The 13,939-nt window shown below is 46.3% G+C and carries 13 protein-coding genes; 5 read left to right on the forward strand and 8 right to left on the reverse strand.

Annotated features, from left to right (window positions below; translation table 11 throughout):
* Nucleotides 1–102 precede the first annotated feature (102 nt).
* The 3 genes from DZK30_RS15055 to DZK30_RS25870 form a co-directional block, all read right to left on the reverse strand.
* Entirely contained in the window at nucleotides 103–324 is a 222-nt protein-coding gene (locus DZK30_RS15055) for a hypothetical protein (protein ID WP_118974961.1), read from the reverse strand.
* A gap of 517 nt (nucleotides 325–841) precedes the next feature.
* Nucleotides 842–1,552 carry an alpha/beta hydrolase gene (locus tag DZK30_RS15060; RefSeq protein WP_118974962.1) on the reverse strand — a complete coding sequence of 237 codons (711 nt, stop codon included), beginning with the start codon at nucleotides 1,550–1,552 and terminating at the stop codon, nucleotides 842–844.
* A gap of 300 nt (nucleotides 1,553–1,852) precedes the next feature.
* Nucleotides 1,853–2,047 carry a class I lanthipeptide gene (locus DZK30_RS25870; protein WP_162903113.1) on the reverse strand — a complete coding sequence of 65 codons (195 nt, stop codon included), beginning with the start codon at nucleotides 2,045–2,047 and terminating at the stop codon, nucleotides 1,853–1,855.
* Between the two features lie 342 nt (nucleotides 2,048–2,389).
* On the opposite strand from DZK30_RS25870, the gene DZK30_RS15065 reads away from it, so the two are divergent.
* Nucleotides 2,390–4,861 (forward strand): ATP-binding protein, encoded by a 2,472-nt coding sequence (locus tag DZK30_RS15065; RefSeq protein WP_118974963.1) that lies wholly within the window; start codon nucleotides 2,390–2,392, stop codon nucleotides 4,859–4,861.
* Nucleotides 4,862–4,863: 2 nt separating this feature from the next.
* Here the strand turns inward: DZK30_RS15065 and DZK30_RS15070 are convergent, their stop codons facing one another.
* Both DZK30_RS15070 and DZK30_RS15075 read right to left on the reverse strand, forming a co-directional pair.
* Nucleotides 4,864–6,195 carry a sigma-54-dependent transcriptional regulator gene (locus tag DZK30_RS15070; RefSeq protein WP_118974964.1) on the reverse strand — a complete coding sequence of 444 codons (1,332 nt, stop codon included), beginning with the start codon at nucleotides 6,193–6,195 and terminating at the stop codon, nucleotides 4,864–4,866.
* A gap of 103 nt (nucleotides 6,196–6,298) precedes the next feature.
* The gene (locus DZK30_RS15075) at nucleotides 6,299–7,759 is read right to left on the reverse strand and encodes a glycosyltransferase family 2 protein (protein WP_205529460.1); all 1,461 of its coding nucleotides are present in this window, start codon (nucleotides 7,757–7,759) and stop codon (nucleotides 6,299–6,301) included.
* 410 nt (nucleotides 7,760–8,169) lie between these two features.
* Here DZK30_RS15075 and DZK30_RS15080 point away from each other — a divergent pair, with 410 nt between their 5' ends.
* Nucleotides 8,170–8,574 (forward strand): SRPBCC family protein, encoded by a 405-nt coding sequence (locus DZK30_RS15080; protein WP_118974965.1) that lies wholly within the window; start codon nucleotides 8,170–8,172, stop codon nucleotides 8,572–8,574.
* Between the two features lie 110 nt (nucleotides 8,575–8,684).
* On the opposite strand, the gene DZK30_RS15085 is transcribed toward DZK30_RS15080, so the two are convergent.
* Nucleotides 8,685–9,311 (reverse strand): LuxR C-terminal-related transcriptional regulator, encoded by a 627-nt coding sequence (locus DZK30_RS15085; protein WP_162903114.1) that lies wholly within the window; start codon nucleotides 9,309–9,311, stop codon nucleotides 8,685–8,687.
* A 69-nt stretch (nucleotides 9,312–9,380) separates the two neighbouring features.
* The gene (locus DZK30_RS15090) at nucleotides 9,381–10,967 is read right to left on the reverse strand and encodes a tetratricopeptide repeat-containing sensor histidine kinase (protein WP_162903115.1); all 1,587 of its coding nucleotides are present in this window, start codon (nucleotides 10,965–10,967) and stop codon (nucleotides 9,381–9,383) included.
* A 622-nt stretch (nucleotides 10,968–11,589) separates the two neighbouring features.
* Here DZK30_RS15090 and DZK30_RS15095 point away from each other — a divergent pair.
* Complete coding sequence (locus DZK30_RS15095) at nucleotides 11,590–11,946, forward strand: response regulator (protein ID WP_118974968.1); 357 nt, start codon at nucleotides 11,590–11,592, stop codon at nucleotides 11,944–11,946.
* Nucleotides 11,947–11,967: 21 nt separating this feature from the next.
* Nucleotides 11,968–12,393, forward strand: a complete 426-nt coding sequence (locus DZK30_RS15100; RefSeq protein ID WP_118974969.1) for a hypothetical protein — start codon at nucleotides 11,968–11,970, stop codon at nucleotides 12,391–12,393.
* Between the two features lie 196 nt (nucleotides 12,394–12,589).
* Here DZK30_RS15100 and DZK30_RS15105 read toward each other — a convergent pair whose 3' ends face one another.
* Nucleotides 12,590–12,994: a DUF6980 family protein gene (locus DZK30_RS15105; protein ID WP_162903116.1), complete on the reverse strand. Its 405-nt coding sequence runs from the start codon at nucleotides 12,992–12,994 to the stop codon at nucleotides 12,590–12,592.
* Nucleotides 12,995–13,165: 171 nt separating this feature from the next.
* Between DZK30_RS15105 and DZK30_RS15110 the strand changes: the two genes are divergently transcribed.
* Nucleotides 13,166–13,933, forward strand: coding sequence for an SDR family NAD(P)-dependent oxidoreductase (locus DZK30_RS15110; RefSeq protein WP_118974971.1), 768 nt, complete (start codon nucleotides 13,166–13,168; stop codon nucleotides 13,931–13,933).
* The last annotated feature ends 6 nt before the right edge of the window (nucleotides 13,934–13,939 follow it).

Here is a 13,939-nt window from a genome sequence, read left to right on the forward strand (position 1 = left end):
AAAATGCCAGGATAGCGCTTACACATAAACATGCCCCCGGGAAATATCTGCATTCCCGGGGGCATTAATTTATAGATAACCCTTTCGACAAAAGTTATCCGCTTATATTTGCTCACCTCCGGCCGGGACACCCTGGCCGCTTTTGAACGTTCCTTTTTCTACAGTGCTGGCCTGGACATTAAACTCTTTGCAATAAGTATCAATGGCGTCTTGTGTAAATTTTCCTGTTTCCTTATGATCGGGATGCGGCACCGTTTGCCTCCTGTAATAGGTCACTTTTTTCTTAATGCCGCTTTGCATCGGCTGCGTCATGTATTCTGGCATTTGCGTTTTTTTATTCCTACTCTTTTTTCGGAAGGTTAGAAAATGATGTTTGGCACTTCGAATTTACCATGAGTATCCTGGCTTATTACGAGTAGAAACACCTGTTTTCATTTTCCCGTGAAAACCCGTACCAACCCGGAGTTGACAATGCATCCGGCAAAGAGCAATTATCGCACGCCACAAACACAGCCGGCGGTTTTCCCCCGGATTCCATGCGATGGTAAAATATTTATTGAACTTATCCCTGCTGTAGCACAGCCGGTCGAAGCCTGCTTCCTCCTTGAAGAGCAGCAATTCCCCGCCCGTGTTTTCCTCCCTTAATTTGAGCCTCATTACGTGTCGAATGAATGGTCGTTAACTGATGCAGTCACCGGATTGTTGCCGGCGTTGGTGACTCAAAATACAAAAGGTGTGGGGGAAGGTCAAAGCCCGTACATTCCAGGTTTTCATTTCGTAAAAAGATAAGCCCTGTTTGCCACTCAGGGCAAACAGGGCCACGATATAAATGGTATCCTTCTTATTTAGATAATTCCTGTGCAGCTTGTGCGATAACGGCGGCAACTTTTTCCGGCTGCGATACGTAAACAACATGGCTACCCTCGATCTCCGTCACCCTGGTACCAGATCGTTTATACATGTTCCGCTGAATATCGGGATTGATGCTTTTATCCTGGGTAGCGACAATTCCATAGGTAGGTTTGTTTCGCCATGCGGCATCGGTGATCGGCGTTACAAAGCACTCGCCGTAAAAAGCCCCTTGCGAAGCATACATGAACGCCGCTTCTTCTTTGCTCAGATCGCCACAGAAGCCGGCATGATACTTTTCCTGGTCGTAGTACACGATGCCCTTGTCATCGGGGGGTAGCACACCATTTTCCGGTGCGGGAGGAGCAGACTGGAACCATGTCAATGCAGACTCGTTATTGTCCGGCTGAAAGGCGGCAATATAAACCAGGCCGGCAACTTTAGGGTGATTCCCCGCCTGCGTGATAACGGCGCCGCCCCAGGAATGACCGGCAAGAATAGCGGGACCGTCCTGGTTATCCAGCGCCAGGTGCGTAGCGGTTACATCGTCCTGCAGGGAAGTAAGCGGGTTCTGTACTACGGTTACCCGATAACCTTGCCGGGTAAGGGTATCGTAAACACCTTTGTAACCGGAGCCGTCGGCGAATGCGCCATGTACCAAAACGATGTTCTTTACTGCGGGGGAATTGGTTTGATTTTCCATTTTGTTTGTTTTTGAAAGTTTTCGTTTAGAATGATGACACAAAGGTGCGGCGACCAGGCCGGCTCAGTTATGCGTACATTTCCCTTTTACTTGTAATCATTTCCCTTTTTTACGATTCCAGCTATTTTCTCAAGCCGGAGCACGCTATGGCTGCCTATCATTCCTGCCGGGGCGCCCCCGGATCAATCTTTACAGAGTAGAAGCCATGCCTAAAAAAAGAAGAGTGCCCTCAAAGCAACTGCTGCTTGGGGGCACTATACGCCAAAGCCGGTATCTTTTACATACCGGCTGCTGTATTCCTTAACTACACCTGCGACCAGGGCAGGGATTGGTTATACAGCCGATCTTGGGATCATAAGTAGGACTACCGGCCGACGGTCCGCAACCTGCCGTAGCGCCACCGACAATGGCATTCCGCTTTTGGCGATCCAGCTGATCGACGATTTCTTTTACTAAAACAAGCTTTCTGTCGAGATTCAATGTTTTTCTCTTCATAAGACGTAAATGTTTAGCGTTGTGAAAATTCAAAGTTAACTTGAATGGCTGCAGATTTCATGCAGTAAAGGGGCGGTATGATCATTGGACAACCCAAATTGCATAGCCTCCCTTGCTCTTCCCCCACCCGTCTTCCTTTCATTTGGCCGACGGTAGCTGTATAGCACTCCGCTCAAAAAATGAACCCAAAGATTGCCGCGGTTTACCTAAATTTACAAACGAGAATTCGTGCCAAGCGCTGCACCGATCGCAGCCAATAGCGGGCCTTAAGGAATAAGTAATATTTCAATAATTTCAGAATTTACAGAATTATTGATTTCTTCAGTAGTACCGAATAACCGGATGAATACAGGTTTTAAAACATCAATCAAAAAAAAGGTCTTTGCGATCTTCCTTATCAGTCTGGTTGCTTTAATCAGCTCCTATTTTATCAACCAGTTCGCCTTTAGCGAAATACAAAGCTCGGTAGACGACTTGTCTCATACCACCAAAAAGCTGATCACCATTAACAATGTCTTACTGGAGGTGAATCAGTCGGAAAAATCGTTCCGGAACCTGCTGACTACAGATCGTTCCATCGATGAATTTGTACGGCAGTCGCAGCAATTAAAGCGCAGCTCTGATAGCTTAAGAAGCCTTTGCGCTGCCAATAAATACCAGGTGAGCCTGATCAACGCCGTAGACAGCCTATTGGGCATCAGGCAGAAATTCCTGCTCAATTATATCGACTTCAGGCGTAAGCTGAACAACAGCAATCCCCTGATGGATCGCGCCAGGATACTGGACTCCCTCTTTTCTATTGAAAGCGCGCCCATCGATAGCCTTGTCTATTCCAATGTGCGCAACCAAAGCGTTACGCAAATTGATACCGTCCTGCTGGCAGAGCAAGAGGAAAAAAAAGGGCTTTGGAAGAAAATATTCGGATCAAAAAGAAAGAGTGTTCCAAAGACCAATAAAGTTATCCGGATGGATGAAAACAATAAAGTGGATACCATTATCCAGGTCCGGAGAAATAGCGTTACGCAGGAAACACAGCGGATCCTCAATGAAATTTATAAGGAACAAATTCAAAGACGGGAAACCTTTAAAAACAGGGAAAACCGGCTGAATGGCTTCGAGAGCTCCTTTCATAATCAAATTACCAATCTGCTTTCTGAAATAGAAAGGGACATCACACGGCAAACAGGGTTGATCCATGACAAAGCTGAGAATAGCATCGGGGTAAGCAAGAACCGTACTTTTGCCATTCTTTCCCTCTTTTTATTGGTATTGCTGATCATCGTTTTCCTCATGTTGGGCGATATCACCAGGAGCAATAAATATCGTCAATTGCTGGAAGAAGCGCGGAAAGACGCCGAATGGCAAAGTCTTTCCTGGCAGCGCTTTTTATCCAATATGAGTCATGAGATCAGGACACCGCTGCAATCCATTATCGGTTATTCCGAGCAGATGAAGAAGCAAGACCGGGCCGACCCTGGCTATGTTACCATCATACACGACTCCTCGGAGCATTTGCTACAGATCATCAATGAAATACTCGATTACAACCGGATCAGCTCCGGCAAATTTGTGTTTGAACGTGTTCGCTTTAATATGCGGCAATTGCTATCAGAAGTATTGGCTATATTGAGATTACCTACAGAGCAAAAAGGGATTGACCTTATCTCAAACGAGCATGCGCTTCCTGAAGACGGTTTTCTGGAAGGCGATCCTTTCCGGCTGAGGCAGATATTGCTTAACCTCATTGGCAATGCGATTAAATTTACCGCCGAAGGAAAAATAGCATTACAGGTAACAACCACAAGTTCCGATACCCTTACGGAAACCTTTACCTTTAAGGTGAGTGATACCGGTCCTGGTATCCCGGTGGACATGCAGGAGGTGATCTTTAACCGGTTTGAAAAGGTAGCCCTTTCGTCGGAACAGCAATACCAGGGTTCCGGCCTGGGCCTTAGCATCGTTAAAGCGCTGATAGAGGGGCAAGGCGGCCATATTTCGCTGCTGAGCGAGCCAGGAAAGGGCGCGTGCTTTACCTTTAGCATAACCTATACAAAAGCCGGCGCTTCCGTTGCCCGTAAGACACCCGTACCTGCGCCTTTACGAAGCGCCAATGGCCCGGTATGGCTTGTAGACGACGACCGGCTGATCCTGCAATTGTGTGGCCGTATACTGGAAAAGCATCATATTCCTTACGAATGCTTTCATACGGTCGCATCTTTTCTCGATAGCGCAGCGGATCAACATCCATCTTTGTTCCTGGTAGATATAAGAATGCCCCACAAGAATGGCTTCCAACTGTATGATGAGATCAGGAACAGTTTCCCGGCCGGCATTCCTGTGATTGCCGTAACGGCTCAGGCACTTGCCGAAGAACGCTACGAGATCTTACGCCATGGATTCAACGATATTTTGCTGAAACCTTTTAGGGAAGAGGAGTTGCTCTCTTTGATCCATAAATGGACCGGCCATAGCTTTCCCGCAACACTTGCCCCGATAAACGATATAAACGCCAATGGCGGCCGGCCTGTAAAACAGGTAGACCCGGACATTGAGATACTCCAATGCTACAGGGAAGAAACCGCGCAGGATATTGCTCATTTGCAATCGGCCGTGGACGGAGAAAACGGGGAAGCGGTAGCGATGATGCTACACCGCCTGGCAGGAAGGACCGCCCAGATAGGCGAAAAGGAGCTGGGGCAGAACATCAGGAAGATGGAGCTGTTGGTGAGAAACACCCAGACGGTTGACCATGATGGGATCGATAAGCTCATCAAAGCGCTCCGGGCTTTCCTTTCGACAATACCATCATCCTGAATTTACTTTCCCTGAATATTATATTTCTCCATTTTGGCGTACAGGGTACTACGATTAATATTAAGCAGCCTGGCGGCTTTCAGCTTATTGTAGTTTACTTCCTTAAGTGTCTTTTCGATCAATGCTTTCTCCCTTTGCTCCTGGTCCAATTTCAAATCGGGGCTGAAAGGCGTTGTGGAAGGCTCCAGATCTAAAAGCATATCTTCGGGAAGATCGGCTTTGCCGGCAATAGTGCCATCAGCCAGCAGCACCAATCTTTTTACGATATTTTTGAGCTCGCGGATATTGCCGGGCCAGTCGTACTTTTCAAATATTTCCACCACCTCCGGGGAAAGCTGGCTTACATTCCGGTGAAGCGCCTCGTTCGATTGCTTAATGAAATGCGCGACAAATAAAGGCAGGTCTTCCATACGCTGACGCAGGGGCTGAACATCTATCCTGAATTCATTCAGCCGGTGATAGAGATCTTCCCTGAAATTTCCCCTGCCGGCCTTAGCTTTGAGATCATCGTTGGTCGCAACGATGATGCGGATATCAAACCGTATCATCTTACTGCCGCCAACAGGATAGGCTGTTCTCTCCTGCAAAGCCCGCAGCAATTTTACCTGCACCTCATAACTGAGGTTTCCTATTTCATCCAGGAATAGCGTTCCTCCGTTGGCCTCTTCAAACTTACCTGTTTTATTTTGCAGGGCACCGGTAAAAGCACCTTTTACATGTCCGAACAGCTCGCTTGGGGCCAGCTCGGGAGATATGGTGCCGCAATCTACCGCGATAAATGGCCTGCCAGATCTGTGGCTCTGCTCATGTATCTGCCGGGCTATATATTCCTTGCCGGTTCCGCTTTCCCCATAAATAATAACGGACATATCCGTTGGAGCAATGAGGCTGATCTGCTGAAGTATCTTTTTGGTGGATTGGCTTATCCCTTCAACAAAGGAAGATTGGACAGCAGCTGTTCCCTGGGCGTGATGTTGGGCTTGTATCGCATCCCGTATCAACATCAGCAATTCATCCTGGTTTACGGGTTTGGTGATGTAGTCCAGCGCACCCGATTGCATCGCTTTTACCGCAGTTCTCACATCGTTGAAGCTGGTCATGATAATAGCGGGTATCCGGAGAGCTTGTTGCTGCGCGATGCGCATTACATCGAGCCCTGTACCATCGGGCAGGCGATAATCCAGCAACAGCAAGGCATAGGAGCGCGTCTGCAGCAGCACGGTTGCCTCCGTAACACGATGACAGGTATCGATCACATAACCGTTTCTTTTCAGAAACTGTTCTACGATCTTCGTGAACGTTACATCATCATCGACCAGAAGTATTGTCTCCATACTATTTGTTGCCGCAGCTATTGTCAAAATTAAAAAAGACCAGGAAAATCCAGGCCTTTTACATGCAATGTCGCTTAAATATCTTTAACAGGGCGCACCATAATTATTTTTTCCCGGGCAGGCTACGCGTCAGCCAGCCGCTTCGTGCCACGGTAGCAATCGAATAGGGCGTAATCCAAAATAACGAAAAAGTACAGAAAATGCTGTAGGTATATGCCCACAAAGACTCTCCCACATGGTAACGCCTGGCATAAAACAGCATGGGAATGCTTGAAAAAACCAGTATACCCGACAGCGAGGCACTAAAGAATAAAAGAGGCTGTGTCAGTATGAAAAACAACATGAGCAATACCATAGGACAAGACAATATTAGTTTTGACCATTGGTCCAGCAGCAGCACCCTGGTACCGGCTTTGTTTCCCTCCCTGAATTGACCGAAAGCAAACTTACTCATCATGATGCTCTCGCGTACATTGCTTCGTTCCCAACGGATAAGCATTTTGGTCAGTGTCTTGTATTTTTCAGGTATATTGGTAAGCACATAGGCATTACGCTGAAACAATACATGGTAGCCCTGCTTCAGGATCATATTGGTCATGGCCCTGTCTTCTCCTATATCGGAAGGCTTGCCCATGAACGTCTGATTGATCCATTGGGGAAGACAGGCGAGCACCACATCTTTCCGGTAAGCAGCCAGGGCGCCGGGTGTGCAGAACACAGACCCCAAAACACTTTGCGCAGACCGGATAAATTCAAAGCTAAAGGCAAAGCTCACATTGAGCATTTTGGGTATGATCCCTTTTTTATTGTTCAGTACACGTACGTTTCCGGCTACAGCACCGCATTTAGCATTGGTCACGAACGGACTGACCATGTTACGCAAGGTATTTTCTTCGACAATGGAATCGCTGTCGACAGTGACCAGCACTTCGCCTGTGGCCAGCATAAAGCCGCGGTGCAGGGCTTGCCGCTTTCCTTTATTTTCCAGTTGCTGATAAATCGAAAGCCTGTCGCCCAGGATACCTTTTGCCTTTTTCATCCAGGCCCGGGTATCGTCCCCGCTACCATCGTCTATCGCAATGATCTGCATTTTCCCCTCCGGATAGTCGCTGTTGGCAAGGCTCATCAGTGTTTGAAATACAAGCTCCCCCTCGTTGTATGCCGGAACGATAACGGTGCAGGTAGGCAACAGCTCATTGGCAACAGAGGACACCGATCTGTAGCGCAGAGACAGTAAGAACAGGTACAAGAGAAAGGCAATTCTTAACCCCAGCAAAGACAAGGAGACAACGATAAACGCTTTTCCCCATGGAGTGCTCAACCGCTCCAGCTGCACTTTCGCAAAGAGCGGCTGCAATTTATAGACCAGGAACACCGCGGCAAACATCAGAAGGAAGGTGCCTGCCAGGATAAGGAAGTTTATGCGCGAGGAAGCGCGGGGGGCGACCGTTGCTGCAGCATTCGAACGTTCTCTTTTGTTCACCTGGATTTTGGGAAGCCCAGGAAAGGAGACCTGGCTCAGCGCGGGCATGGGACAATAGGCTTGCTCCTTGGTATCTATCATATGTAAACGCATTTAATTTTATCCTTGTTACTATTATTGTCGTATCTCCCCTCTTACTGTTTCATTGTGACGGGCGCCGGCGCCACATGAATCGTATCACACTCACTGTATAGAATGTTCCAAACATCATGCCATGCGGCTTTTGCCCTTATTTTGCCCCTTCAGACGCATATACCCCCAGCATTTTGCCGGAAAATCCGACAATATGCTGTTGTATCTTCCGACAGTATATAGCGTGCCTTGCACAATAGTTGGCCTGGATCATAGCAGATGGACCGGGACTGACTATAAAAAGAAATGAGATGTGCGCGTAAGGAATAGTATCTGCCGGAAAAAGGAATCTGGGATAGAGAAGCTTGTCTCATGTTTCCGATACTGCGGCCAGGAGAAAGTATTACTTTAGCGGTAATATGGAAAATAAGATCATTGTCGTCAGCATCGAGATCAATGCGCCGCTGGACAAAGTCTGGAGCGTGTTTACCAACCCGGACGTGACCAAACAAATGGGTGGCTATTACGATACGGACTGGAAGGCCGGCAGCCCCTTTGCATTTAAGAAAACGGATGGGAGCAAGCTTACCAGTGGTGTACTCCTGGCGTTCGAGCCCGGGCGGCTCATAAAGCATAGTTTGTTTGAACCCGGCAGCGAGGCCGTAATGGCTGTTCTTACCTATGAATTCCACGAAAAAGGTGATTTTACCCTATTGACGGGCAAAGAAGAATTATCTCAGCCATTGGACCAGGCCGGCTTTGACGATGCGCTGGCAGGTTGGAGAGCAGCCCTGGAAAGTGTGAAAAGGATCGCTGAAGCGTAAAACGCATTCTTCCCTACTGTAATATTTCCGGGAAGAAATGAAATCAATAGCGTAAGCAATATATCCAATGGCCCCGCATTCCTGATATCGCCAGCAATATCTTGCTTCTTTTATTTGTCCATATTCTTCTTGAAAAATCCCTGAAGCAAAGCTTCCCTAACCAGGCTGGCAACATTTTTGACACCAAATTTCAACAACAGGTGTTGCCGGTGGTTTTCAACCGTACGAAAGCTGATAAACAGCTTCTCCGATATTTCATGTGTCGTAAGTCCTTCCACCAATAGCTGTAATACATCGCATTCGCGGGGTGTTATATTTACTTCGGAAAGTTCCTTTTTATCATCGAGCAAAGCTTGCGTTGCTAGCAAAGGCTGTATGAATTTTGCGCCATCATAAACCGTGTGGATAGCGGTCAAAAGTGTCTGACTATCGGTGTCTTTTGATAAATATCCTTTGCACCCGCCAAGCATAGCCGATCTTATTGCAGAAGGCAGCACCACTACCGTCAGGACAATGATACTGATCGAAGGATATTCATTGGTAATTATAGGTATCAGTTCCCTGCCGTCAATATCCGGCAAAAGAAGATCCAACAATAGTATATCGGCCTGCCTTATCGATAAACCCGTTAAAAGTGCCTGGCCGTTAATATAGCGGCCAACGACAAGTATCTCCTCATCATAATTTAACGAATCGACAATGCCACTGATAATCAAAGGATGATCATCCGCGATCATAACATTAATGGGCATCTGTTTGTGTTGTCTGTATTGGTTGATATTGGTACTGTAAGTTGAAATATAGCATTAACCATATGGTCTGGTCATTTCGATCTCAATATGAATCGTTGTTCCCTGTGCATTACTGTTTATATCCCATTGACCGCCTAATGCCGCCAGCCGTTCCCATATATTATTAAGGCCGCTCCCCTGCGCCCGAGTAGCCGACAGATCAAATCCCTTACCATTATCCTCTACCGTAACAGACAGCAGATGGTTCCGGCAGCTCATTTGCAACAGCACTTTTGTAGCCTCCGCATGCTTCATTATGTTCTGCAGTAATTCCTGTATGATCCGGTAAATAAAAAGTTCCAGCTCAACGTTGAGGCGGGGAAACACTTCTGTTCTCTGAAAGACAATGTCCAGAGCCGTTCCCTGTCTTAAGATCAGGCAGAAGTCTTCAATAGCCTTCACCAACCCGTTTTCATGCAACCTGTGAGGCATCAGGTTGTTGGAGCTGATTTTAAGCTCTCTTATGGCATCCTCCATTCGATGTGTAACCCAGGAAAGATCGGCAGAAGACAGCGGATCCTTACGCCATTTTTCTACCCTCATCTTTATAGAAGAAAATAAGACCACTACCCCATCATGCAGATCTTTTGCGAGCCGCTGACGCTCCTTTTCTTCTCCTGCAATTCTGGACCTTAAAACATTGACCTCGTTTTCCCTCTTCATCATCTCTACACTTTTTTTGTGTATCCGCGATGCAGCCTGGTGCTTCATCAGGATAATGATGATTAAACAGATGAGCAGGAAGGCTGCTAAAGTAATTGTCAGGATCCACGATCGTTGCCTGGACGACGAAAGCTGCTCTTTTGCTATGGCTATATCCTTTTTAATCAGGAAGGCCTGCTTACGACTGATCTCCTTATCTTTCTCCGAAGTGCGATACTTAACTTCAAGTTCGTTGATCAATTTTTGCCTGCTTGTCAGATGTAGACTGTCGGCTAGCCGGCTTGCGAGCGCTTTATAATGGTAGGCCATTCTGTAATCCTGCAAGGGCCCGGTATACAACCGGCACATCAGGTTGTAGGCAGCATTGAGCGTGTGGTGGTCTATTTCATTACGTTGAGCAGACCGTAGCAGTTTTGCGATTGTCGCGCTGGCTTTATGAGCATCGCCCGATAAGTAATAAACCCTGGCAAGGCTGACATATATTTCCGGCAGTTGCCCCGGCACAGGTTGCCTGTCATCCTCTGCAGCCGCCTGTAAATGGTGTGCTATGGCACTCTTCCATAGGTTATGCAAGGCTTCGGCCTGCCCTAACCTAAAGTGTAATGTACTCCGTACCATTTCGTAAACGGACAACTTGTACTTTGCCAACAATAACAATCCCCTATCGGCATAGGCTTTTGCTTTTTGAAAATCTCCGGCCATCACATAATTGGTCGAAAAATTTTCATACAACGGTATCAGATCAATTTCATCGCTGATATAGGGCTTAGCCTTGTTAAGATAGAACAAAGCCGTATGAGGTTGCTCATTATTACTGTAAACATTGGAAAGCTCAATAAATATGCTGTAGGGAAGTTCTGTCTTCTGAAGACCAAATTCATCTACTGCGGTCAAAGCCCTGTGATAGTAGCTGGCCGCGCTATCGATCTGATCAGACAAAACGAAGCAGTAGGCCTTTCTCCTGTAAAAATTAGCCCATTGTATACCTTGGTCTTTATAACACAATTGTGGTATTAATACAGACACTACCGACAAATATTGGTTACAGGCAGCAATGTCCCTTTTGTACCGAACGGCCAGGAACGACAGGTGCAGCAGTGATACCGATTTACCGAGCGTAAAGTGACGGCTATCACAGTATCCGATTGCTTGTCTCGTAACATAGATAGCGCTATCTATGTCAGATCCTTGCAAAGCCATAGCTCTTCCGATCATATCTGAAATAACAGCCTTATCCTTGCTTTGATCCGCATTTACAAGTGCAATGATATGCTTACTCCAGCAAGTATTATATGCGTTAGAAGACCAGGACAAACAGAAAAGCAAGGCCAATAAAAGATTACCTGGGGTATATATTTTCATTCGTGATTAAAGATAAATCGTCTCCTACAAACGCCATATAGGGGAAATCTCTCATTTGCAATTTGCGCGATTTCCCCTATAGCTTTTTTTATAGTTTAATCTTACTCTTGTGAAACGAATAATAGTTGCTTACCAACACACAATTTATGTTCAATTATTCATACCAAAAGTGCATTTGTGTATTCTTTATATTTCGTAAATGTTAGCATTGATCAGCACAAACCAGCAGTTTCTGGAGCTGGGAATAATCAGCATACTGCAACGAAATGTGCCCTTTCTGCAAACAATAGCTGTTCTGCCTTCTCAAAGCATATCGGGTATTTGTGCCAGCCCCGATCTATTAATCCTTGATTTAAATAGGCTTGCGGAGTATATCTATGAAGGTGAATTATACAAGTTAAAAGAGCATAACCCTCAATTGAAAATATTGGTGTTAACGGAGCATGCTGATGAGGCATTTCGCTATGTACAATCCATTGGCGCAATACCAATAAACCTGAAGAGCACCTGTGAAGAGATTACAAAAGTGATCGGGGAAACAATAAGGCAAATTTGATTTCAACATTATCGCCCTGCTATGTACGACAACTGTTTAAACATTCCTCCCGGCAGCATTTTCAAAGTCGATCTGGGAAAGTTCAAAATCTATGGAAGGATTTTGAACTACGGAGATATTGCGATCTATAAGACCGGCCTATCAGACATAATAGATCCGGTTCTCATAGACACGGCTGCGCCAGGTAATATTTTGCTGAGAGTGATTTTACTGGGAGATTGGCGGTCGTCCTGTCTTTGGGAGATTATCGGCAACCGTCCTTTGGAAAAACAATTACAACACTCGAGATATTGGCTGCTACGTTTCACCGGCGATTATTCCTGTACGATATTCGACGATGGTCATTACTACTCCGGAATGCCCGAAATAGCAAGAAAAAATCTTGATTTTGCGCTGGAGCTTACTTTGGAAGAAACCATTATGCTGGTATACGATCACTATCTATAGCACCTCCTTTTGCCTGCAAAGCGTACATACAGGTTATATATACTCGAAAAATGCGGGCGGACTGTCGCAGAGCTGCTTTTGCTTCGCCCATTGTCTATGTGCCTTACTATAGCGATAATTGCGGCGATAGCCGCTGCCCGGCCCATTAGGAGCAAGCGGGCAAAAAGACGCAGCTATAAGCAGGTATAGCCGATCACTATTCTTTCTCCTCTTCATGATATTGTGTGTAATAGTCAAACTGTGGCAGGCGCTTACCGCACCATGGACAATAGTTGACAGGTACACAGAATTTTTGCGACGGATGCTGCATGCCAAAAGCTTTAAAGTCGTCCCAATAGATCACAAATTTTTCCGGACTTGGTATCTCCTTCTTCCTTACTTTCTGTGTCAGGTCCTCCAGGTGCCACAAAGCAAATTCAAGACAGCAGAATTGATCGACATCAATATGCAGATCCTTAAATCGTTGCCTTATGTACCAGTTCCTGCACTGAGGATCATTTGTAAAAGCCATTGCAAACGCAAATGGAGCCTTCTTCAGAATCTCCGTTACGGGCATCCTGGAGTACAATAAGTATTGCCCGATAAAATCTCTCAATTCCATTTTCAGCATCTGATTTTGATATCAGGAAGACAAATAAACAATATTTCCCGTACTGTCTTTACTTTGATTGCTCCATAAGTTAACGCATAGTTTGGCTTTATTCCTCATTTAAGTTACAAGTTTCCGGACTTCGGTTACAGAAACATCGCCTGAGGGCTTCACCTTTGTGATATGAAAAACGAAACAAAAAATAAACGCATAACCTTGGTTACAGGTGCTAACCAGGGCGTCGGCCTTCAGGTGGCCAGGGAATTGGCAAAAGAAGGTAATACGGTACTGCTTGGTGCACGAGACCTGGCAAAAGGAGAAGCAGCAGCTAAAGAGATCGGTGCTGATGTTATGGCAATACAGCTGGATGTGACCGATCAAGCCTCTGTCGCTGCCGCAGCAGCTTTTGTAGAAAAACAGTTTGGTCATTTGGATCTTTTGGTGAACAATGCCGCTATCTCCAATACCCGGAAAGGCGATTTGTCGCTGCAGGAATACGCAAAGATCAGCCAGGCCAGCAATATATCTCTTGAAGAGGTCCGTTCCATTTGGGAGACAAATGTGTTTGGAGTCCTAGCCGTTTACCAGGCGATGCTCCCTTTGCTGCGCAAGGCTGAACATGCACGGATCGTAAATGTATCCAGCGGTGTAGGCTCGCTTACACTCAATGCAGACCCTTCCTTTCCTTATCGTGGTGTGTTCAGCCCTGGTTATGCAGCGTCTAAAACTGCGCTGAATGCCATCACCCTGGCAATGATGATCGAATTGGAAAACAGCAACATAAAAGTTAATTTAGTATCGCCGGGATTTACCAGCACCGCACTCAATGGCTTTGAAGGAACAGAGTCCCTGGAAGAAGGTTCACGCGAAGTAGTGCGGGTGGCCTTATTCGGGCCCGAGGAACCATCAGGAACCTTTACCCGTTGGGAAAATGAACAGATACCATGGTAACGCAAC

Source organism: Taibaiella koreensis (genome assembly GCF_003545715.1).
Taxonomy (GTDB): domain Bacteria; phylum Bacteroidota; class Bacteroidia; order Chitinophagales; family Chitinophagaceae; genus Taibaiella; species Taibaiella koreensis.

Excerpts from the sequence above, each read along its gene's own strand:
- DZK30_RS15055 (WP_118974961.1), bottom strand. The coding sequence starts at position 324 with ATGCCAGAATACATGACGCAGCCGATGCAAAGCGGCATTAAGAAAAAA.
- DZK30_RS15060 (WP_118974962.1), bottom strand. The coding sequence starts at position 1,552 with ATGGAAAATCAAACCAATTCCCCCGCAGTAAAGAACATCGTTTTGGTA.
- DZK30_RS25870 (WP_162903113.1), bottom strand. The coding sequence starts at position 2,047 with ATGAAGAGAAAAACATTGAATCTCGACAGAAAGCTTGTTTTAGTAAAA.
- DZK30_RS15065 (WP_118974963.1), top strand. The coding sequence starts at position 2,390 with ATGAATACAGGTTTTAAAACATCAATCAAAAAAAAGGTCTTTGCGATC.
- DZK30_RS15070 (WP_118974964.1), bottom strand. The coding sequence starts at position 6,195 with ATGGAGACAATACTTCTGGTCGATGATGATGTAACGTTCACGAAGATC.
- DZK30_RS15075 (WP_205529460.1), bottom strand. The coding sequence starts at position 7,759 with ATGATAGATACCAAGGAGCAAGCCTATTGTCCCATGCCCGCGCTGAGC.
- DZK30_RS15080 (WP_118974965.1), top strand. The coding sequence starts at position 8,170 with ATGGAAAATAAGATCATTGTCGTCAGCATCGAGATCAATGCGCCGCTG.
- DZK30_RS15085 (WP_162903114.1), bottom strand. The coding sequence starts at position 9,311 with ATGATCGCGGATGATCATCCTTTGATTATCAGTGGCATTGTCGATTCG.
- DZK30_RS15095 (WP_118974968.1), top strand. The coding sequence starts at position 11,590 with ATGTTAGCATTGATCAGCACAAACCAGCAGTTTCTGGAGCTGGGAATA.
- DZK30_RS15100 (WP_118974969.1), top strand. The coding sequence starts at position 11,968 with ATGTACGACAACTGTTTAAACATTCCTCCCGGCAGCATTTTCAAAGTC.
- DZK30_RS15105 (WP_162903116.1), bottom strand. The coding sequence starts at position 12,994 with ATGGAATTGAGAGATTTTATCGGGCAATACTTATTGTACTCCAGGATG.
- DZK30_RS15110 (WP_118974971.1), top strand. The coding sequence starts at position 13,166 with ATGAAAAACGAAACAAAAAATAAACGCATAACCTTGGTTACAGGTGCT.